The organism is Cupriavidus sp. KB_39 (assembly GCF_052114485.1).
Lineage (GTDB): Bacteria > Pseudomonadota > Gammaproteobacteria > Burkholderiales > Burkholderiaceae > Cupriavidus.
Genome location: NZ_JBFREV010000024.1, coordinates 56,039 through 75,857 on the forward strand (window position 1 = coordinate 56,039; position 19,819 = coordinate 75,857).

17 protein-coding genes are annotated in these 19,819 nt (G+C 66.0%); 9 read left to right on the top strand and 8 right to left on the bottom strand.

All coding sequences use genetic code 11. The annotated features are described in order from the left end of the window. The first annotated feature begins 117 nt into the window (after positions 1–117). The gene (locus AB4Z27_RS18475; protein WP_441593336.1) at positions 118–1,632 is read left to right on the top strand and encodes a glucan biosynthesis protein G; all 1,515 of its coding nucleotides are present in this window, start codon (positions 118–120) and stop codon (positions 1,630–1,632) included. After that, on the top strand, positions 1,605–4,208 hold the full coding sequence (gene mdoH, locus AB4Z27_RS18480; protein WP_092296668.1) for a glucans biosynthesis glucosyltransferase MdoH: 2,604 nt from the start codon (positions 1,605–1,607) through the stop codon (positions 4,206–4,208). Before AB4Z27_RS18475 ends, mdoH begins: the two co-directional genes overlap by 28 nt. A gap of 113 nt (positions 4,209–4,321) precedes the next feature. On the opposite strand, the gene AB4Z27_RS18485 is transcribed toward mdoH, so the two are convergent. Next, a complete protein-coding gene (locus tag AB4Z27_RS18485) occupies positions 4,322–4,906 on the bottom strand; it encodes a hypothetical protein (RefSeq protein ID WP_441644989.1) in 585 nt (194 codons plus the stop codon). A 192-nt stretch (positions 4,907–5,098) separates the two neighbouring features. Between AB4Z27_RS18485 and AB4Z27_RS18490 the strand changes: the two genes are divergently transcribed. Further along, the gene (locus tag AB4Z27_RS18490; protein ID WP_441644990.1) at positions 5,099–6,316 is read left to right on the top strand and encodes a Bcr/CflA family multidrug efflux MFS transporter; all 1,218 of its coding nucleotides are present in this window, start codon (positions 5,099–5,101) and stop codon (positions 6,314–6,316) included. On the opposite strand, the gene AB4Z27_RS18495 is transcribed toward AB4Z27_RS18490, so the two are convergent. Next, positions 6,317–7,183 (bottom strand): mechanosensitive ion channel family protein, encoded by an 867-nt coding sequence (locus tag AB4Z27_RS18495; protein WP_092296659.1) that lies wholly within the window; start codon positions 7,181–7,183, stop codon positions 6,317–6,319. It abuts the gene before it with no gap. Positions 7,184–7,336: 153 nt separating this feature from the next. Next, positions 7,337–8,539: an ammonium transporter gene (locus AB4Z27_RS18500; RefSeq protein WP_441593334.1), complete on the bottom strand. Its 1,203-nt coding sequence runs from the start codon at positions 8,537–8,539 to the stop codon at positions 7,337–7,339. Positions 8,540–9,047: 508 nt separating this feature from the next. Between AB4Z27_RS18500 and AB4Z27_RS18505 the strand changes: the two genes are divergently transcribed. The 3 genes from AB4Z27_RS18505 to AB4Z27_RS18515 all read left to right on the top strand — a co-directional run bounded on the left by AB4Z27_RS18505 (position 9,048) and on the right by AB4Z27_RS18515 (position 10,442). After that, positions 9,048–9,329, top strand: a complete 282-nt coding sequence (locus tag AB4Z27_RS18505) for an HU family DNA-binding protein (protein ID WP_008651272.1) — start codon at positions 9,048–9,050, stop codon at positions 9,327–9,329. A 148-nt stretch (positions 9,330–9,477) separates the two neighbouring features. Further along, positions 9,478–9,963 (top strand): acyl-CoA thioesterase, encoded by a 486-nt coding sequence (locus tag AB4Z27_RS18510; protein WP_092296653.1) that lies wholly within the window; start codon positions 9,478–9,480, stop codon positions 9,961–9,963. Between the two features lie 23 nt (positions 9,964–9,986). After that, entirely contained in the window at positions 9,987–10,442 is a 456-nt protein-coding gene (locus AB4Z27_RS18515; RefSeq protein WP_441645003.1) for a CreA family protein, read from the top strand. A 20-nt stretch (positions 10,443–10,462) separates the two neighbouring features. Here the strand turns inward: AB4Z27_RS18515 and AB4Z27_RS18520 are convergent, their stop codons facing one another. From AB4Z27_RS18520 to AB4Z27_RS18530, 3 genes are all read right to left on the bottom strand, one after another. Beyond that, positions 10,463–12,223, bottom strand: a complete 1,761-nt coding sequence (locus AB4Z27_RS18520; RefSeq protein ID WP_441644991.1) for a class I adenylate-forming enzyme family protein — start codon at positions 12,221–12,223, stop codon at positions 10,463–10,465. A gap of 90 nt (positions 12,224–12,313) precedes the next feature. Further along, on the bottom strand, positions 12,314–13,078 hold the full coding sequence (locus AB4Z27_RS18525) for an SDR family oxidoreductase (protein ID WP_092296647.1): 765 nt from the start codon (positions 13,076–13,078) through the stop codon (positions 12,314–12,316). A gap of 194 nt (positions 13,079–13,272) precedes the next feature. After that, the gene (locus tag AB4Z27_RS18530; RefSeq protein WP_441644992.1) at positions 13,273–14,172 is read right to left on the bottom strand and encodes an arylamine N-acetyltransferase family protein; all 900 of its coding nucleotides are present in this window, start codon (positions 14,170–14,172) and stop codon (positions 13,273–13,275) included. 212 nt (positions 14,173–14,384) lie between these two features. On the opposite strand from AB4Z27_RS18530, the gene AB4Z27_RS18535 reads away from it, so the two are divergent. Both AB4Z27_RS18535 and AB4Z27_RS18540 read left to right on the top strand, forming a co-directional pair. Continuing rightward, positions 14,385–14,882 carry an Mpo1 family 2-hydroxy fatty acid dioxygenase gene (locus AB4Z27_RS18535; protein ID WP_441644993.1) on the top strand — a complete coding sequence of 166 codons (498 nt, stop codon included), beginning with the start codon at positions 14,385–14,387 and terminating at the stop codon, positions 14,880–14,882. Positions 14,883–15,179: 297 nt separating this feature from the next. Beyond that, positions 15,180–15,638 (top strand): HU family DNA-binding protein, encoded by a 459-nt coding sequence (locus tag AB4Z27_RS18540; RefSeq protein ID WP_092296638.1) that lies wholly within the window; start codon positions 15,180–15,182, stop codon positions 15,636–15,638. A 99-nt stretch (positions 15,639–15,737) separates the two neighbouring features. Here the strand turns inward: AB4Z27_RS18540 and AB4Z27_RS18545 are convergent, their stop codons facing one another. Beyond that, positions 15,738–16,727 (bottom strand): isopenicillin N synthase family dioxygenase, encoded by a 990-nt coding sequence (locus AB4Z27_RS18545; RefSeq protein WP_441644994.1) that lies wholly within the window; start codon positions 16,725–16,727, stop codon positions 15,738–15,740. A 369-nt stretch (positions 16,728–17,096) separates the two neighbouring features. Next, the gene (gene kdgD / locus AB4Z27_RS18550; RefSeq protein ID WP_441593251.1) at positions 17,097–18,011 is read right to left on the bottom strand and encodes a 5-dehydro-4-deoxyglucarate dehydratase; all 915 of its coding nucleotides are present in this window, start codon (positions 18,009–18,011) and stop codon (positions 17,097–17,099) included. Positions 18,012–18,438: 427 nt separating this feature from the next. Here kdgD and AB4Z27_RS18555 point away from each other — a divergent pair, with 427 nt between their 5' ends. Further along, positions 18,439–19,803 carry an MFS transporter gene (locus tag AB4Z27_RS18555; protein WP_092296632.1) on the top strand — a complete coding sequence of 455 codons (1,365 nt, stop codon included), beginning with the start codon at positions 18,439–18,441 and terminating at the stop codon, positions 19,801–19,803. Positions 19,804–19,819 lie beyond the last annotated feature (16 nt).

Below are 19,819 nucleotides of genomic sequence, written 5' to 3' on the forward strand. Positions count from 1 at the left end.
CCGCGCCGACGTGCCGGGTCGCCATCCATCCATTTTCCGGCCTTCATGACCGCAACCACCTCGCCGTTCCGCCCCATCCACGCCCCGACCGATGCGCCCGCGCGCCGCTTATCCGGGATGCTGGGAGGGCTGGGACGCTGGCTGGGGGGCGGGGTGCTGGCCGTGGCGGCGCTGTCCGCGCATGCGTTCGACTTCGAGACCGTGGCCGCCAAGGCGCGCCAGCTCTCGGGCGCGCCCTACAAGCCGGCGCCGCAGAACCTGCCCGCCGAGCTGAAGGACCTGAGCTACGAGCGCTATCGCGAGATCGAATACAAGCCGGAGCGCTTTGCCTGGCGCGGCGCGCGACTGCCGTTCGAGATTTCGTTCTACCACGAGGGCATGGTGTTCGATCAGCCCGTGCGCATCAACGAGGTGGTGGGCAACAGCGTGCGCGAGTTCCGCTTCGACCCGGGCGCGTTCAACTACGGCTCGCACAAGGTGGATGCGGCCAAGCTCAAGGGACTCGGCTTTGCCGGYTTCCGCCTGCTATACCCGCTGAACCAGGGCAAGCGCAAGGACGAACTGGCCTCGTTCCTGGGCGCCAGCTACTTCCGCGCGCTGGGCAAGGACCAGTGGTATGGCCTGTCGGCCCGCGGGCTGGCTGTGGACACGGCAYTGAATTCGGGCGAGGAATTTCCGCGTTTCGTCGAATACTGGATCGAGCGGCCGTCCGCCAACGACAAGCAGGTGACGATCTACGCGCTGATGGATTCGCGCCGCATGAGCGGGGCGTACCGCTTCGTGATCAAGCCGGGCAACGAGACGGTGATGGAAGTGAAGTCGCGCCTGTTCCTGCGCGAAAACGTGACCAAGCTCGGTCTGGCCCCGCTGACCAGCATGTACCTGTATGGCGAAAACCAGCCGTCCGCCAATGCGGACTTCCGACCCGAGGTGCATGACTCGGACGGCCTGTCCGTGCAACTGGGTACCGGGGAGTGGGTCTGGCGCCCGCTGGTCAATCCCAAGCGGCTGCTGGTGACGTCGTTCGCGGCGACCAACCCGCAGGGCTACGGCCTGATGCAGCGCGACCGCACGTTCGACAATTACCAGGAGCTGGGCGCGTGGTACGAGCGCCGGCCAAGCGGCTGGGTGGAGCCCAAGGGCAACTGGGGCTCGGGCCGTGTGGAGCTGGTGCAGATTCCGACGCCGGACGAGACCAACGACAACATCGTGGCCTTCTGGGTGCCGGACAACCCGCCCAAGCCCAAGCAGGCCTTCGACTATGAATACCGCCTGAAATGGCAGAAGGATGGCGAGAACCTGCCGCCGCTGTCGTGGGTCACGCAGACCCGGCGCGGCCAGGGGCTGACCCGCAAGCAGGACGACACGAGTTTCTCGCTGACCGTGGATTTCGAAGGCCCGGCCTTCAAGAAGCTGGCCGAGGATGCGCGGCTGGACCCCGTGATCTCGGCGGACGCCAACGGCGAACTGCTGAAGACCTCGGTCCGCCGCAACGAAGCCACGGGCGGCTGGCGCATGACGCTGTTCATGCGCCGCAAGGACGAGACAAAGCCGGTTGAGTTGCGCGGCTATCTTCGCAACGGCAATACAACCCTATCCGAGACATGGAGCTACATCATTCCCCCCGGCTAAAGCATCGCCCGGCCCAGGCGGCAGCATGCGAGCGCTATGTCGACCGCCTGCCTGCCTCGCCCGAGCTGCGCAGCGAACTGCTGGCCGACACCCCCATGCCGCCGGTGACCTCCGTGCCCGCCGAGGGCATCGAGGTGCCTTCCGCAATGATCGAACTGCAGACCCGCCTGGCCCGCCGCGACCCCAAGGAGCGCGAGGGCGATGAGGCCGCTGTCACCGCCACGCCCGGCGGTCCGACCTACGCCTCGGTGCCGCGCCGCCTGACGATGGCCTACGGCAATCCGCAGGTGGACGGCGAGCCGCTGCTGCAGCGCCGCGACGATGGCACCGTGCGCGTGGATACCGGGCCGAAGCCCGAGCGCGCGTCGATGGTGCCGCGCCAGTGGCCACCCCATGTGGTGAGCGGCTGGCTGCGCAATACCTGGCGCAAGATGATGGGCCGCCCGCCCGTGCCCGAGACCTGGGACACCCTGCACGATGGCCCCGACGCCGAGGGCAAGTGGCATCCCGCCGGCTCGCATCGCCGCTGGTTCCTGCTGGGGCTGGTGGTTGCCCAGACCACGGTGGCCACGTACTTCATGGCCAAGGTGCTGCCGTACCACGGCGCCGATCCGCTCGAAGTGGCCATCCTGGCCCTGTTCGCGATCCTGTTCTCGTGGGTGTCCGCCGGGTTCTGGACGGCGATGATGGGCTTCCTGGTGCTGGCCAAGGGCGGCGACCGCCATCTGATCTCGCGCAGCGCCGCGCCGGACGCGCCAATCGATCCATCCGCCCGCACGGCGGTGATCATGCCGATTGCCAACGAGGATGTGACGCGCGTCTTCGCCGGGCTGCGGGCGACGTATGAGTCGCTCGAACGTTCGGGCGACCTCGCCCACTTCGATTTCTTCGTCCTCTCTGACAGCGGCAACCCCGACCTGCGCACCGCCGAGCACGATGCCTGGATGGAAATCTGCCGCGCCGTGGGCGGCTTCGGCCGTATCTTCTACCGCTGGCGCCGCCATCGCGTGAAGCGCAAGACCGGCAACGTGGCCGACTTCTGCCGCCGCTGGGGCAGCAAGTATCGCTACATGATCGTGCTCGACGCCGACAGCGTGATGAGCGGCGAATGCCTGGGCACGCTGACGCGCCTGATGGAAGCCAACCCCGGCGCCGGGATCATCCAGACCGCGCCGCTGGCGGTGGGACGGGACACGCTCTATGCGCGGGTGCAGCAATTCTCGACGCGCGTCTACGGCCCGCTGTTCACGGCCGGCCTGCATTACTGGCAGCTCGGTGAGTCCCACTACTGGGGCCACAACGCGATCATCCGCATCAAGCCGTTCATGGAGCATTGCGCGCTGGCGCCGTTGCCGGGCAAGGGGCCGCTGTCGGGCGAGATCCTGTCGCACGACTTCGTCGAAGCCGCGCTGATGCGCCGGGCAGGGTGGGGCGTGTGGATTGCCTATGACCTGCCGGGCTCGTTCGAGGAACTGCCGCCTAACCTGCTGGATGAGGTGAAGCGCGACCGCCGCTGGTGCCAGGGCAACCTGATGAACTTCCGGCTCTGGATGAAGCAGGGTTTCCACATGGTGCACCGCGCCGTGTTCCTGACCGGGATCATGGCCTACCTGTCGGCGCCGCTCTGGTTCCTGTTCCTGCTGCTGTCCACCGCCGCGCTGGCCAAGCACGCGCTGGTGCCGCCCGAGTACTTCACGCAGCAATACCAGCTGTTCCCGACCTGGCCCGAGTGGCACCCGGAGAAGGCGCTCGCGCTGTTCTCGGCCACGGCCACGCTGCTGTTCCTGCCGAAGCTGGCCAGCGTGATCCTGCTGCTCAAGGACGCGCGGCAGTACGGCGGCCCGGTGCGGCTCATCGTCAGCATGCTGCTGGAAATGCTGATGTCGGCGCTGCTGGCACCCACGCGGATGCTGTTCCACACCAAGTTCGTGGTCGCGGCGTACAGCGGCTGGGGCATTTCGTGGAAGTCGCCCCCGCGCGAGGATGCCGAGACCTCCTGGGGTGAGGCGTTCCGCCGCCACGGCTGGCACACGGTGCTGGGCCTGGTCTGGGGCGCGGGCGTGTACTGGCTGAGCCCGGGCTTCATCTGGTGGCTGCTGCCGATTGTCGGTTCGCTGGCGCTCTCGATTCCGCTGTCGGTGCTGCTCTCGCGCGTGACGCTGGGCCGGGCCATGCGCCGCGCCGGGCTGTTCGTGATTCCCGAGGAAGCCAATGTGCCGCGCGAGATCGTGGAAACCCAGCAGCACGTGGAGGCGGCACAGGACGTGCCGGGCTTCGTCGACGCCGTGGTGGACCCGGTGACCAATGCGCTGATGTGCGCCACGGCCACCGCCCGCAAGGTGCAGCCCACGCCCACGCGCCTGCAGCATGGCACGCTGGTGCAGCATGCGCTGACGCATGGTCCGCAATCGCTGTCGGCGGCGCAGAAGCATGTGCTGCTCGGCGATCCGTTCGCACTCTCCAAGCTGCACGAACTGGTCTGGGGCTCGCCCCTGGCCGATGCAGCGTGGAAGGAGACGCGCGTGCTGATGCGCCGCGCCGCCAACGTGCTGCCGCTGCGGCCGCGCGCGGCCTGATCGACGACTCAAGCCGCGCGCAAAGYCAAAACGGCAGGTCAGCCTAGGGAAGGCTGACCTGCCGTTTTTTTCGTCCTGTCGTTTTAAACCGTTGTATCGGGGGAGGGGGGGTCTTATCTCAGGGCCGACACGCAGATCGGCGCATTGATATAGACATCGCCCACGCGGCGCTCGCCGCGGTCCTTGCGGGTCATGTAGCGGAACATCATGCTGACGCCAAGCTTGGTCAGAATTTCCACGTCGCGGTTGGCGCAGATGTTACGTTGCAGCGGCGCGGCGTAGTTGACCTCGAAGCTGGCCAGGTCAAGCATCGGCCCGCGATAGTTGGTCAACTCCAGCTGGAAGAGCACATGCTTGCCCGGCACCGACTGGCAGCGGCGCAGGCGCGTCTCGCCATCGATCTCGATCGGCAGGGCATCGTTGAGCTGGCGGCAGGCGCGGGCCAGCACGCCGTCGGGGCGGCTGGTGTTGCGGAGCAGTTCGGGAACGCCGGCGCCGCCGGTGTTCTGCCCGGTGGCGGCACCCTTGAGCATGCGCGACAAGGCGTCGGCTTCATCCACCACAGGCACGGGAGCGGGTGCCGGCGCGGAAGCCGTGACCGGCGCCCTGACCGGCGCKGCCCACRCGGGCAACGGCGGCAGGGTTGCCAGGGCAACCAGGCTCAGCGAAACAATAATCGGCGTTTGTCGTATGGTCATGCGGGCTAGCGTTGCCGGGGACGGCTCCCGTGACCCGTCTCCCGCTGTGCGTCCGACTACGCGGTCGGCGCAACATCCGTGCCGACAGGCAGGCATTGTACCCTCCACCCCCGTGCATGCGAAAGCCACGCCACACCGAAAGCACGCTTTGTAACCTGTGCAACAATTGCGCCTTGTCTTCGGAACCGTTTCATGACTGCCAGCCCTCGCGCCTCCACATCTGCTCCACGTTTTCCCCTCTGGCTGTTGATCTGCGCGTCGCTGACCGCGTTGGCGCCCCTGTCCATCGACATGTATCTGCCGAGCTTTCCGGCGCTCGCGGCAGACCTCCACACCGAGATCGGGCAGGTGCAACTGACGCTGGGCACCTTCCTGGTCGGGCTGGCGATCGGGCAGGCGTTCTATGGTCCGATCAGCGACCGCTACGGCCGCAAGGCGCCTCTCTATATAGGACTSACGYTGTACGGCGCCGCCGCTGCCGGCTGCGCGCTGGCCGGTAGCGTGGAGTCCCTGATGCTGTGGCGCTTCCTGGAGGCGCTTGGCGGCTGCACCGGCCTGGTGGTGTCGCGCGCCGTGATCCGGGACCGGCTCGAGGCCAAGGATTCGGCGCGGGCGTTTTCTTCCTTGATGCTGGTGATGGGCCTGGCGCCGATCCTCGCGCCGCTGATCGGCGGGGCCGTCCTCTCTGCCCTGGGCTGGCGCGCGATTTTCTGGATCCATTGTGGCGCGGCCGTGCTGATCCTTTGGTTCGTTCACGCACGGATGGAGGAGTCGCTCGATCCGGCGCACCGCCGCACGCTGCACCCGGGCACCGTCTTGCGCAACTACTGGGAGCTGCTGCGCGACCGCGAATTCCTGGGCTACTCGCTGGCGGCCGGCTGCGTGCAGGCAGGCATGTTCGCCTATATCGCCGGTTCGCCGTTCGTGCTGATCGAGTTGCATGGCATCGACCCCTCGCACTATGGTTTCGTGTTCGGGGCGAACGCGTTCGGGCTGATCGCGATGTCCCAGATCAATACGCGCCTGGTGCGTGCGCGCTCGCTCGACGCCGTGCTGGGCATGGCCCTGTACGCGCCGCTGCTGGCCGGCCTGGTGCTGGCCGTCGCGGCGCTGGCGGGCATGGCCGTGCTGCCGGTGCTGCTGGTCGGCTTCTTCGTCTTTCTGGCGGGTATGGGGTGCATCACGCCGAATGCGTCGGCGCTGGCGTTGGCGCACCAGAGCCATCGCGCGGGCACCGCGTCCGCGCTGATGGGCACGCTGCAGTTCGGATTTGGCACGCTGGCTGGCGCCGCCGTCAGCGTATGGCACGACGGTACCGCGCTGCCACTGGCCGTGGTGATGGCGGTGTGCGGCTGCAGCGCGGTCCTGCTGCGGCGCTACGGGCGGGCCGGCGCGGCCGTGCCCGCCTGATCAGGCGGCCTGGTTGGCGGGCGTCGCCGGCGCCATCGGCATGGCCGGCGCGGGCTGCATGACCACCATCTGCGCCGGCATCGGGGCGGCAAATCCGGCTTGGCCAAAACTCTCGCGAATCACGCGGTTGGTATCGAAATAGACCTGCCAGTAGTGATCGTTATGGCAGTAGGGCCGCACGGCGAGCACCGGGCCGACCAGCGTGAATTCGAGGATCTCCACGTCGACCGGCGGTTCCGCCAGGACGTTGGGAATCGCGCCGATGCGCTCCTTGAGCAGTGCCACGGCGGCCATCGCGTCGGTCGAGCCGGCCAACTGCGCCTTCAGTTCCACACGCCGGTAGGCATTGGCGGTGAAATTCTGGATGGTGTCCGAGAAGATCTTGTTGTTGCCGACTACGGTCAGCACGTTGTCCGGCGTGTCGAGCGTGGTGGCGAACAGGCCGATCTCCCTGACTGTGCCGGTCACGCCGCCGATGGTCACGAAATCGCCCACCTTGAACGGCCGCAGCACCACGAGGAAGGCGCCGGCCGCGAAATTCGCCATCAGCCCCGACCACGCCATGCCGATGGCCACGCCAGCCGCCGCAATCAGCGCCGCGAAGGTGGTGGTCTGGATGCCGAAGTAGCCGAGGATACCGATCACCAGCACCACGTTGAGGGTGACGGTGACGATGGAGCCGACGTAGCGCAACAGCGTGGGGTCCACCTTCTGCCGGGCCAGCGAGTTCTGGACCAGCCGGACGACGAAATGGATCAGCCAGCGGCCGATCACCCAGAAGGCCAGCGCGGCCAGGATCTTGACGCCGAACACGGTGGCGTAACCGACGATCARCTCGCGAAAGCTCTGCAACGAAGAGGTATCCATGGGGCATGCTCCTGTTAGGCAAGGGCATTATTGGCCTCGTCGCGGGCAAGTTCAAGTTAATAATTTCGCGAAAATCCGCCGTTCGATATGCGCAAATAACAAAGCGGCCGGAACGCTGTCCGGCCGCTTTCTCCCAGTCCCAACAAGGGTGGATTACCAGTTGGTCTCGCGCTCCGGGGTGGCCGAAATGCGGTGCAGGGTCAGGTCCGCGCCATTGAACTCGGCTTCGGCATCCAGTCGTATTCCGACGAATTTCTTCAGTGCACCGTAGACTACCGTGCCGCCCACCAGCGCGATGACGATGCCGAGCGCCGTGCCGATCAGCTGCGCGACCAGCGACACCCCGCCCATGCCGCCGAGCGCATGGGTGCCGAAGATGCCCGCCGCGATGCCGCCCCAGGCGCCGCACAAGCCGTGCAGCGGCCAGACGCCCAGCACGTCATCGATATGCCACTTGTTCTGGGCCAGCGTAAACAAATAGACGAACAGCACGCCGGCCACCGCGCCGGTGATCAGCGCGCCGAGCGGATGCATGAGGTCCGAGCCGGCGCACACGGCCACCAGCCCGGCCAGCGGGCCGTTGTAGGCGAAGCCGGGGTCGTTGCGGCCGGCCCACCACGCCGCCAGCGTGCCGCCGGCCATCGCCATCAGCGAATTGATGGCCACCAGGCCGCTGATCTTGTCCACGGTCTGGGCGCTCATCACATTGAAGCCGAACCAGCCCACCGCCAGCACCCAGGCGCCGAGCGCCAGGAAGGGGATGTTCGAGGGCGGATGCGCGCTGATGCGGCCGTCCTTCGAGTACCGGCCGCGCCGGGCGCCCAGCAGCAACACGGCRGGCAGGGCGATCCAGCCGCCCACGGCATGCACGACGACCGAGCCTGCGAAATCGTGAAACGGCGAGCCCGCAACCGAGGCGATCCAGTCCTGGATGCCGAAGCGGTTGTTCCAGGCGATGCCTTCGAAGAACGGGTAGACAAAACCGACCAGGATGAATGTGGCGACCAGTTGCGGATTGAATCGCGAGCGCTCGGCAATGCCGCCCGAAATAATCGCCGGAATGGCCGCCGCAAATGTGGCGAGGAAGAAGAATTTCACCAGTTCATATCCGCTCTTTTGTGCCAGGACTTCGGCACCGGACATGAATTGCACCCCGTACGCCACCGTATAACCGACAAAAAAGTAAGCAATCGTGGAAACGGCAAAATCAACAAGGATTTTCACCAGTGCATTCACCTGGTTTTTCTTGCGCACCGTGCCGAGTTCCAGGAATGCAAATCCCGCGTGCATGGCGAGTACCAGGATGGCGCCGAGCAGGATGAACATCGCATCGGCGCCCGTTTTCCAGTTTTCCATTGCTACCTCAATGCTCAAAATGGGAGCACGAGTATGCAAAATCCGTTCCAGACAGCGATGCAAAATGGGGAAAATAGCGCCGAGGCGGTGCGTGGCGCACTGGTGTGGCGTTTCCGGGCGAGTTGTCGGATCAACTATTGCGCGCAGCGGCTGCGCCGCCGTACGAGCCACGCCTCATTATGGATCGCCATGCGCCAAAAACGGGCGTATAGCGCGCGCGGTGCGATCCAGAATGGTGCGTCCTCGCCCGGGGGGMGGCCGACGAAGCGCGGCCCCGTGCATGTGCGCCGCACGATACGTGTCGGGCTGAAAAAGTGACGATTCCATTTGGGGAAAAGAGGGGTAAAACCCCCGCTAAGTCTTGCCAGAGAACGTTTTCCGGCCGTTTTCGTTGCTTCGGTGCCACTGGGGATTGCCCAAGGCGCAAAGGGCAGATTAGACTGCGCCGATCGGTAATTTGCCGGCAGGCAGATGTCCGGTGACGACGACCAACAAGGGAAATCTAGCCATGAATAAAGGTGAACTGGTATCGGCCATCGCCGCGGAAGCAGAACTCAGCAACGCCGCCGCCGAGCGCGCGCTGAACGCCGCGCTGGACAGTATCAAAAAGGCAGTGGCCAAGGGGGACTCGGTCACCCTGGTGGGGTTTGGTAGCTTCAGCTCGGGCAAGCGTGCTGCCCGTACCGGCCGCAATCCGCGCACCGGCGAAACGATCAAGATCCCGGCCGCCAAGACGGTGAAGTTCTCCGCCGGCCAGGGTTTCAAGGACGCCGTGAACAAGAAGAAGTAAGCAAGTTCGCGTTCTTGAAAGTAAGGAAAGCGGCCTTCGGGGCCGCTTTTCTTTTTGGGCCATGATGTCCACGCGCGGATTTGCCCATTGGCGCGCCTCGTCGGGTTACACTGCCCGCGCCTCAGGCTCGATTTCTGGATTTTCTGCGATGAACGATCTGTCCCACCAGCTTTCCATGACCGTGCTGATGACGCCGGACATGGCCAACTTCTCCGGCAACGTGCACGGGGGCACCATCCTGAAGTACCTGGACATGGTGGCCTACGCCTGCGCCAGCCGCTACGCCGGCCGCTATGTGGTCACGCTGTCGGTGGACCAGGTGATGTTCCGCCAGCCGATCCACGTGGGCGAACTCGTCACCTTCCTGTCTGCCGTGAACTACACCGGCCGMAGCTCGATGGAAATCGGCATCAAGGTGGTGACTGAGAATATTCGCAGCAAGGTGGTACGGCATACCAATAGCTGCTACTTCACGATGGTCGCCGTGGACGACAACGGCGCGCCGGCCGAGGTGCCGCCGCTGCAACCGCGTGACGAGGTGGAGCGCCAGCGCTTTGCCGCCGCCCAGCAGCGCCGCGCGCTGCGCCAGGAAATGGAGCGCCGGCACGACGAGATCAAGGGTTCGGCGGACTGACCATGGCGAACATCCGCATCGGAATGATGGCCGTCGCCGGCCTGTGGGCGCTCTCCAGCATCACGCAGGCCGAGGAAATCGGCAGCGTCAGCACGAATTTCCGCGTCACCGGCTCCGACAAGGTGGTGATCGAAGCCTATGACGATCCGCAGGTGGACGGCATCACCTGCTACGTCTCGCGGGCGCGCACGGGCGGCATCAAGGGCTCGCTCGGCATGGCCGAAGACCCGCCGGAAGCGTCGATTGCCTGCCGCCAGGTGGGCCCCATCACCTTCAAGGGCCCGGTCAAGGCGCAGGAAGACGTGTTTTCCGAGCGGATGTCGATCCTGTTCAAGACCCTGCACGTGGTGCGTGCGGTGGACCGCAAGCGCAACACGCTGGTCTATCTGACCTACTCCGACCGCATCGTCAGCGGCAGCCCGCAGAACGCGGTGACGGCGGTACCGGTGCCGGCCGGGACACCGATCCCCGTCAAGTAAGCCTCAGCCCCTCAGCAACCTCAGGCTTCAAACAGCTTGCGCAGATTCGATTTCAGAATCTTCCCATTGGGATTGCGCGGCAGCATCTCCCCGCTGACGATAATCCGCACTGGCACCTTGAACGCCGCCAGCTGCTGCCGCACGAAATCCTGCAACTCCGCTTCCGTGGCAGCCATGCCCGGCTTCAGGCTCACCACCGCACCGGGCTCCTCGCCCAGCGTGCGGTGCGGGATGCCGACCAGCGCCGCATCCATGATGGCCGGATGGGCGTACAGCGCGCTTTCCACCTCGATGCAGTAGATGTTCTCGCCGCCGCGGATCAGCATGTCCTTCATCCGGTCGACGATATAGAGGAAGCCGTCCGCATCCAGCCGGGCGATGTCGCCAGTGTGCAGCCAGCCATCGACGAAGGTCTTGGCCGTCGCCTCGGCCTTGTTCCAGTAGCCGTGCACCACGTTCGCGCCGCGCACCATCAGCTCGCCGGTCTCCCCCAAGGGCAGCGCGCGCCCGAAGCCATCGTCGATCTTCATCTCGCCGATGGGCAGGGCCGGGCCGCTGCTGTCTGGCCGGAACACGTACTCTTCCGCGCTGTGGCTGGTGAAGGTGGCCGAGGTCTCCGTCATGCCCCAGCCAATGCCGGGAGCCGCGTGTGGAAACACTTCCTTGATGCGCCGCACCAGTTCCGGCGAGGCCGGTGCGCCGCCATAGTTCATGTTCTCCAGCGATGACAGATCGAAGTCGCCGCGCCGGGGATGCTCGATGATCTGCCAGGCGATGGTCGGCACGCCGCCGGCCCCCGTGCAGCGTTCGCGCTCGATCAGCGCCATGGCCTGGAGCGTGTCCCAGCGATGCAGCAGCACGATTTTGCCGCCCGTCGCGAGTGCGCCATTGAGCACTGACATGCAGCCCGTGACATGGAAGAACGGTACCGCCAGCAGCGCCGCCTTCTGCGGGGCGTTCGGATCCGGCTCGGGCACCGGCTCGCCGCGCCGCAGCAGGTTGCGCAGCGGGCTGAACTGGGCCGCCACGGCCACGGAGGTGGCGTTGCGGTGCGAGCCCACGGCGCCCTTCGGCTTGCCGGTAGTGCCCGAGGTGTAGAAGATCGTCGCGTCCTCGTCCGGGTCCAGCGGGATGGCCGGCAACGATTGCGAGGGCAGGCCGTTCCAGGCCGACGACGGGCCGATCACCGATTCGAGCGAAGCGATATGGGCGTCGCCCGTGATTTGTGAAAAGTCGCCGCTCTCCGGCAGTCGCGACACATAGACGCGCTCCAGCGCCGGGCAGGCCGGCAGGTGCTCGAGGATGCGGCCGAGCCGCTCGTTATCGACGATGGCGATCCGGCTGCCCGAATCGGCCAGCCCGTATTCGAGTTCGGCGCCCGTCCACCATGCATTGAGCGGCGTGACGATGGCGCCCGCCAGCAGCGCGCCAAAGAACGCCACCGGCCATTCGGGCAGGTTGCGCATGGCCACGGCAACGCGGTCGCCCTTGCGTACGCCGTCCCGGATCAGCTGGTGCGCCAGCGCCGTGGCGGCCAGTGCGAACGCGCGGTAGCTGACGCGCTCGTCCTCATAGACGACGAAGGTCTTCTCGCCCCAGCCGGCGGCCACCAGGAACAGGTCGCGTAGCGTGGGCGGGGCGTTTTTCCAGACAGTCGTGGGAATGCCACGGATCACGCGCGTCTCGGTTTCGAAGGGCGCGCCGGGCGCGGTCAGGCGGGCGTGGGCTTCGGCGAGGGACATCACCGGCCACGCGGCGGTTTGCTGAGGATGTTGCGACATGACTGCCTCCGGGGCTGCATTGCAGGTGGACGTGCAGAAACGCGAAGGGCGGCAGGRGCCGGAGCCACCGCCGCCCGGGAGGGGGTGGGGTCAGATCGTGACGCCGCCGTCCACGACCATCGCCTGGCCGGTCATGAAGGTGCTGGCGGCCGAGGCCAGGAAGCAGGCGGCGCCGGCAATCTCGACCGGCTCGCCGATGCGGCGCAGCGGGGCGCCCTGGGTCGATTGCTTGTAACGCTCGGGATCTTCCCACAGCGCGCGCGCAAAATCGGTCTTGATCAGACCGGGGGCGATGCAGTTCACGCGCACGTTATGCGGCCCGAACTCCACGGCCAGGTTGCGCGCGAGCTGGAAATCGGCCGCCTTGGAGACGTTGTAGACGCCAATCGTCGGGGAGCCGCGCAGGCCGCCAATCGACGACACGATGATGATTGAGCCCTCGCGGCGTTCGATCATCTGTGGCGCCACCATCTGGATCAGCCAGTGGTTGGAGATGACATTGTTGTCCAGCACCTTGCGGAACTGGTCGTCCGTCACGCCGCTCATCGGCCCGTAGTACGGGTTCGAGGCGGCGTTGCAGACCAGGACGTCCACCTTGCCGAAGGTGCGGTTGGTCTCGTCCACCAGGTGCTGGAGGTCTTCCTTCGACGAGATATTGGCCGGCACGGCGATGGCGGTACCGGCGCCGTGGCGCGCGTTGATGGCGTCCACCACTTCGGCGCAGGCTTCGGCCTTGCGCGACGAAATGACCACCTTGGCGCCTTGCACGGCCATCTGCTCGGCGATGGCGCGGCCGATGCCGCGCGACGAACCGGTGATGATGGCAACCTTGCCCGACAGATCGAACAATGACATGGTGTCTCCTGAGGATCGCGGCGGTCTTGCCGTCGCTGGATATATGAGGTGCCGGGACATTATGGGGACGCCGCCCCCCTCAGTCCACCCGCAAACCGCCACGCCGGGGGTGGTATCAGCAAACTTTCTGCGGGCAATTCACGCGATGCATGACGCGTGCCGCAGCGTGGAACGCTCTGCCCCTTATATGCCCCTCATGCCTCCTTGTCGGCGGCGAGCACGCGCGGCAGGGTGGCGGCCAGCGCACCGCGCAGCGGCGCGTCCAGGGGGATGCCGAAGCGGTGGATGAGCAGGTCGATGACGGCCTCGGCGTCGTCCAGTTCCTGCTTCTGGACGCTGCCGTCGGCGGCGCGCGCGGCGAACTGGCCGTTGCGAAGCGCCAGGCGCACCCCGTCCWCCACCCGCGCCACCATCAGCGTCTGTGTGAACTGGCTGTCTGGATGGGTYGACACGTACCAGTTGCGCGCCACGTAATCGATCTTCGGCTGCGGGGTCAGGTCGAAGCGGTACATCACGCGCCAGTCGTCCGCGCCGGTGCCGTCATCGGACCGGAATTCGAGGTCGTAGGCGTGGAACGCGGTGCTGGCCAACTGCGCCGCCGGCGTGGGCGTCAGCCGGAACGGCACGTCAGGGTCGACCGGCAAGGACAGCGGTAGCGCGCGGTCGAGTGTGGTGCCGCCGAAGCCCACGTCGGCCAGATAGCTCTCGTGGGCCACCTCGACGCGCAGCAGCATGTGGGAGAGCCCGGTGGGCGGATGGTCCGCCGGCAGCCGCCAGCGCACGCGCGCGGCCAGGGGCACCACGGWATASCCGAGCGCCTTGAGCCCGGCGCAGAACAGGGTATTGAGCTCGAAGCAGTAGCCGCCGCGCCCCTGGRTGACGAGTTTTTCGAACACGTCCGGCACGTCGATCCGCACGGGTCGGCCCGTGAGCGGATTCAGGTTCTCGAACGGGAGATGGGCGAGCTGGGCTGCGATCAGCGCGTCCAGCGCGGGGAGGTCGGGGCTGGCTGGCGCGGCATCGAGGCCGATCCGCGCCAGCCACGCCGGTAGCTGATCGGGCGAGAGCGGGGAAATTTCATCGACGGGAAGCATGGGGTTCGCTGTCTCCGTGGGGGTCCGATAGCGGCCCGGGTGGCGGTTGGTTTGGCGAGAATGCCAGGCTGCGCCGACGGAATCCGCTTCGTCAGCGGTGGGGTAGACCGAGGCCGGCGCGCCCACTACTATAAGTCCACAACGCCACCGGCACCGATGCCCCACGCATGACAGGGTCATCCTCAGCCGGGCCCTCTCACAGGAGACGCCCCGTGAAAACCCTGATCGAGCATCTGTCGCATTACGCGGCCTATCACCGCGATCGCCGCAACATCGTCACCCATTTCGTCGGCATCCCGATGATCGTGCTGGCCGTGACCACGCTGCTCGGCCGGCCCGCCMTGCCGCTCGGCGAGGGGGCGGCGTTCCTCACCCCGGCCATGGTCGTCTACGCGCTCTCGTGCCTGTTCTACCTGCGGCTGTCGTTCGCCTTCGGCCTCGCCATGGCGGTCATTCTGGCCGTATTCCTATGGGTTGGGGCATGGATTGCCGCGCTGCCGACGGCGGCCTGGCTCGCTTCCGGCATCGGCCTGTTCGTGGTGGGATGGATCATCCAGTTCGTCGGGCACTACTACGAGGGGCGCAAGCCGGCGTTCGTCGATGACCTCGTCGGGCTGCTGATCGGCCCGCTCTTCCTGGTGGCGGAGACCGCGTTCGCGATGGGCCTTGCCCGCGAAACGCACGACGCAATGGCCGCGCACGTGCACTGATCGGGTCAGATTCCAGATCTTCGGGCACACGCCGCGCACGCCAAAGTGGGGGGACGTACCCCCTTTACGCGTGCGCAAGGCCCGCTCGCGAGCCCGTTGCTGACGCAAAGCAGCGACAAAACCCGGGGTTTTCACTGGGTTTGACGTGCCTCATGTACGAAAACCCCTTGACTTGCGGTACTTTCCGCTATGATTCAGTGCGTACCGGCACCCGTGATTCGCAACGTGCCACTGCGGTGAGACGCAGCGATACGCRGCGATACGCCGGGACACATTCTTCAACTCACGTATATCGATATGGCGACCAAAGCGAAACCGACCACGAAGACTGCAACCAAGCCCGCTGCCAAGAAGGCACCGGCAACCAAGGCACCCGTGAAGGCTGCCGCCAAGAAGGCCGCTCCGGCCAAGAAGGCTGCTCCCGCCGCTGCTCCGGCTCCGAAGCCGCTGAAGGACACCTTCAACAAGTCGAGCCTGGTCGCTCACCTGGTAGCTCAGACCCAGCTGGAAGCCAAGGCCGTGAAGTCGGTGCTGGCCCATCTGGAAAACACCATCGTCAGCGCGCTGAACAAGAAGGGCGCCGGCGAATTCACGCTGCCGGGCCTGCTGAAGGTGACCGCACAGCAAGTGCCGGCCAAGAAGAAGCGCTTTGGCAAGGACCCGTTCACGGGTGAAGAGCGTTGGTTCCCGGCCAAGCCGGCCAGCGTCAAGGTCAAGGTCCGTCCGCTGAAGAAGCTGAAGGACGCCGCGGCCTGATCGCCACGCATCTTTGGTAGTCCTGAAAACCCCACCCGCTCCGGCGCGTGGGGTTTTTTGTTGCCCGGATGCCCGGGCGGCGAGGGCGGCGAGGGCGGGTCAGTACGCCTTGAAATTGGCTGCCACGCGCTGGCGCAGGAAATCGCCCGCCGAGATGGCYGGGTACAGCCGYGCAGGGCCCTCGATCGTCGCCTCGCGGTTGGCCTGGCAGAAGAACGCCAGGCTGTAGCGCGGGCCCATGTACTCGCCCGGCGCGGGGTTGCGCACGCGGTGGAAGTTGGACGGCAGGCGGTCATCGCTCCAGCGCATCAGCATGTCCCCGATATTGCACGTGATGACGTCCTCGTCCGGGGCGATGGGCGTCCACGCCTGCGCCTCCATCTCCTTGCCCGGACAGACCTGCAGGCCGCCCTGGCCCTGGCGCTGGAACAGCAGCGTCAGGCAGTCGAAATCCGTATGGGCACCGGCACGCCAGAGTTCGAGTTTGTCCTGCGCCTCGGGCGGAATCGCGTAGTAGTGCAGCAGCCGCAGCGTGCTCTGGTAGTCCGGCGCGGCCGGGTCGTGGGCGCGCGTGAAGAATTCCGGATCGAAGCCGAGCTTGTCGGCGAAGCAGGACAGGAGCTTCATGCCSACCTCCCAGCACTGGCGCTCGAAGGCCAGCATGGTGGCCTGGAAGCCGGCCAGCTCCGCCTCRSTGGGCCAYAGCGGCGCCATGTGCGGGCGSGTGATCTGGTAGGACTCCTTCTGGTCCGGCGTGCCSGTGGACGGCCGYACCTGCGCGCGGGACTCCCAGCCGGCGTTGTTGGCCTTCTGCAGCGGATACAGGCCCTTCACGGCCTCCGGCAGCGCGAAGAAGCGTTCGGTCATGGCGAAGGCTTCGCGCACGGCGGCGAGGTCGATGCCRTGGTTCGCMACCTGGAAGAAGCCGACGTCCACGGCCGCATGCCAGAGTTCGTCGGCGATCTCGGCCTTGCGGCGGGGGTAGTCGGAGAGGTCGATGCGGCGGATCTCGCGCGCGCTGGTCTCGTGGCCTTGCGCGCCCATGCGGGATTCGCGGGCCAGTTCGTGGAGGGAGGCGGTGTCGGTCATGATCGTTCCGGAGTCAGGAAAGGTTGGGTGCGGCCCTGCCTTTCGCGCGATGACTGCCGGGGGATCTGACCTGCGGACGATCTCTTGAGCCCCGGTGCCAGTCGCGCAAGGGCGGGGCACGGACGTCAAGAGCAATTTCCTGCCGCGCACCGGGGGTGGGCGGTTGAACGCTTCTACTCTTCGGGGGGTGAGATTGCAGGTTTCGGGCCAGGGGGATGGCGCCGATTTTGRSCCARTTSCGGGCCGATTTGCGCCGGGGTGGCGCACGCCATGCCGCAGGATGGTGCGGCGCGCCCAAAAAAAAACGCCGGCGCAAAGGCCGGCGTTCAGTTCTTTCCTCCCGCAGCGGGGAGGGCACCACATGACCGCTTACTGCGGTCCCAGCTTGCGGATCAGGGCGTCCAGCTTGCCCATTTCCTCTTCGTTCAGGTCCGTCAGCGGTGCGCGCACCGGGCCGGCATCGTGGCCAACCAGCTTGGCGCCGGCCTTGACGATCGACACCGCGTAGCCGTGCTTGCGGTTACGGATGTCCAGGTACGGCAGGAAGAAGTCGTCGATCAGGCGACCCACGGTAGCGTGGTCGTCCGCCGCGATGGCGCGGTAGAAGTCCATCGCCGTCTTCGGGATGAAGTTGAACACGGCCGACGAGTACACCGGCACGCCCAGCGCCTTGTAGGCAGCGGCGTAGACCTCGGCGGTGGGCAGGCCRCCCAGGTAGGCCAGGCGGTCGCCGAGCTTGCGGCGCACGCGCACCATTGCCTCGATCTCGCCCACGCCGTCCTTGAAGCCGATCAGGTTCGGGCAGCGGTCGACCACGCGTTCCAGCAGGTCGGCGCCGATGCGCGAGTTGGCGCGGTTGTAGACGATCACGCCGCACTTGGTGGCCTTGCAGACCTCTTCAATGTGGTTGGCGATGCCTTCTTCGCTGGCTTCGGTCAGGTAATGCGGCATCAGCAGGATGCCGTGCGCGCCCAGGCGCTCGGCTTCCTTGGCGTATTCGATGGCCACGCGGGTCGGGCCGCCGGCGCCGGCCAGGATGGGTACCTTGCCACGGCAGGTTTCCACCGCGGTGCGGATCACGTTCGAATAGTCCTGCTGCGTCAGCGAGAAGAACTCGCCCGTGCCGCCGGCTGCGAACAGGGCCGAGGCGCCGTACGGGGCCAGCCATTCCAGGCGTTCGATATAGGTCGACGGGCGGAAATTGCCCTGTTCGTCAAAGTCGGTCACGGGGAACGAAAGCAGGCCGTCCGAAATAATCTGCTTGAGTTCTTGCGGTGTAGTCATGTCGCTCATCCTGATCGCCACATGGCGAAAATGGTGTGGTTTGTTAATGGGGCAAGGCCCGTTCGATGACCTCGCACCCAACTGCTGAGTGGATTCGAGATAAGTCATCGTACAACTAACAACTTGACGGTGCAAGGGCTAAGGGCACGACCGAGGGAAAACCCCGGCATTTTTGCCCGCACCGGGGGTGGGCAGACGAGGGGGGCGTCACATCGCCCAGACCGGCCGATCGCCCGCCAGGCCGCAAGGAGATTGAAAGGAAGGCCATCGGGCCCGATGCCCGAAAGCAGGGCGATTTGCACCGTTCAGGGTAAACGCGCACTGTGTCTGACGGAACCGCGTCCCTATAATCGCAGTCGTACGACGACATATCACAAGCCGGTTCCCACGCATTCTGCACCCGGTCCCCGGCTGTGAGGAGACCCCGATGAACGCAAGCCCCACTTCCAGCACCGCCGCCGCGACTTCTGTCGAAGGCGCGCGCCGCACCAACGTCCGCTACTGGATTCTCCTGCTCATCTTCATTGTGACCACGGTCAACTACGCCGACCGGGCCACGCTGTCGATCACCGGCCCCGCGATGCGCGAGGAGTTCGGCTTCAGCGCCGTGCAGATGGGCTATATCTTCTCCGCCTTCAGCTGGGCCTATGTGATGGCGCAGATTCCAGGCGGCTGGCTGCTCGACCGCTTCGGCGCACGCCGCATCTACGCGGCCAGCATCTTCGTCTGGTCGTTCTTCACGCTGCTGCAGGGCTGGCTGGGCGTGTTCGCCACCATCGGCTCGGTCATGACCGTACTGTTCGCGCTGCGCTTTGCCGTGGGCCTGGCCGAATCGCCGGCTTTCCCGGCCAACGCCAAGGTGGTCGCCAGCTGGTTCCCCACCGCCGAGCGTGGCACGGCATCGGCCATCTTCAACGCCGCCCAGTACTTCGCCGCCGTGGTCTTCACGCCGCTGATGGCCTGGGTCGTCCATAGCTGGGGCTGGCACCACGTCTACCTGTGGATGGGCCTGATGGGCATGGCGCTGGCGCTGGTATGGCTCAAGATCATGCGCAGCCCGGCCACGCACCCGGCCGTGAACCGCGCCGAACTCGACTATATCGAGCAGGGCGGCGGGCTGATCCATATGAACGAAGGCGCCGGCCAGGCCAAGGAAAAGGCACCGGCGGGCTGGTTCTACGCCAAGCAACTGCTCTCCAACCGCATGCTGGCTGGCGTGTACCTCGGCCAGTACTGCATCAACGTGCTGACGTACTTCTTCCTGACGTGGTTCCCGGTGTACCTGGTGCAGGCGCGCGGCATGTCGATCCTGAAGGCGGGCTTCGTGGCCTCGCTGCCGGCTATCTGCGGCTTCCTGGGCGGGGTGCTGGGCGGGGTGATCTCCGACAGCCTGCTGCGCAAGGGCTACTCGCTGACCTTCGCGCGCAAGCTGCCCATCGTGGTCGGCATGCTGCTGTCCGTGTCGATGATTGCCTGCAACTACGTGGATGCCGAGTGGCTGGTGGTCGGCATCATGGCGCTGGCCTTCTTCGGCAAGGGCATTGGCGCGCTGGGCTGGGCTGTGGTGGCCGATACGGCGCCCAAGGAGGTCATGGGCCTCGCCGGCAGCATTTTCAACACCTTTGGCAATATCGCCGGCATCGTGACGCCGATCGTGATCGGCTATATCCTCAGCGTCACGGGCTCGTTCAACGGCGCGCTGGTTTTCGTGGGCATCAACGCCCTGGTCACCGTGGTGAGCTACCTGGTGATCGTGAAGGACATCCGGCGCGTGGAACTGAAGCACGCCTGATATAGAGAGAAGACAA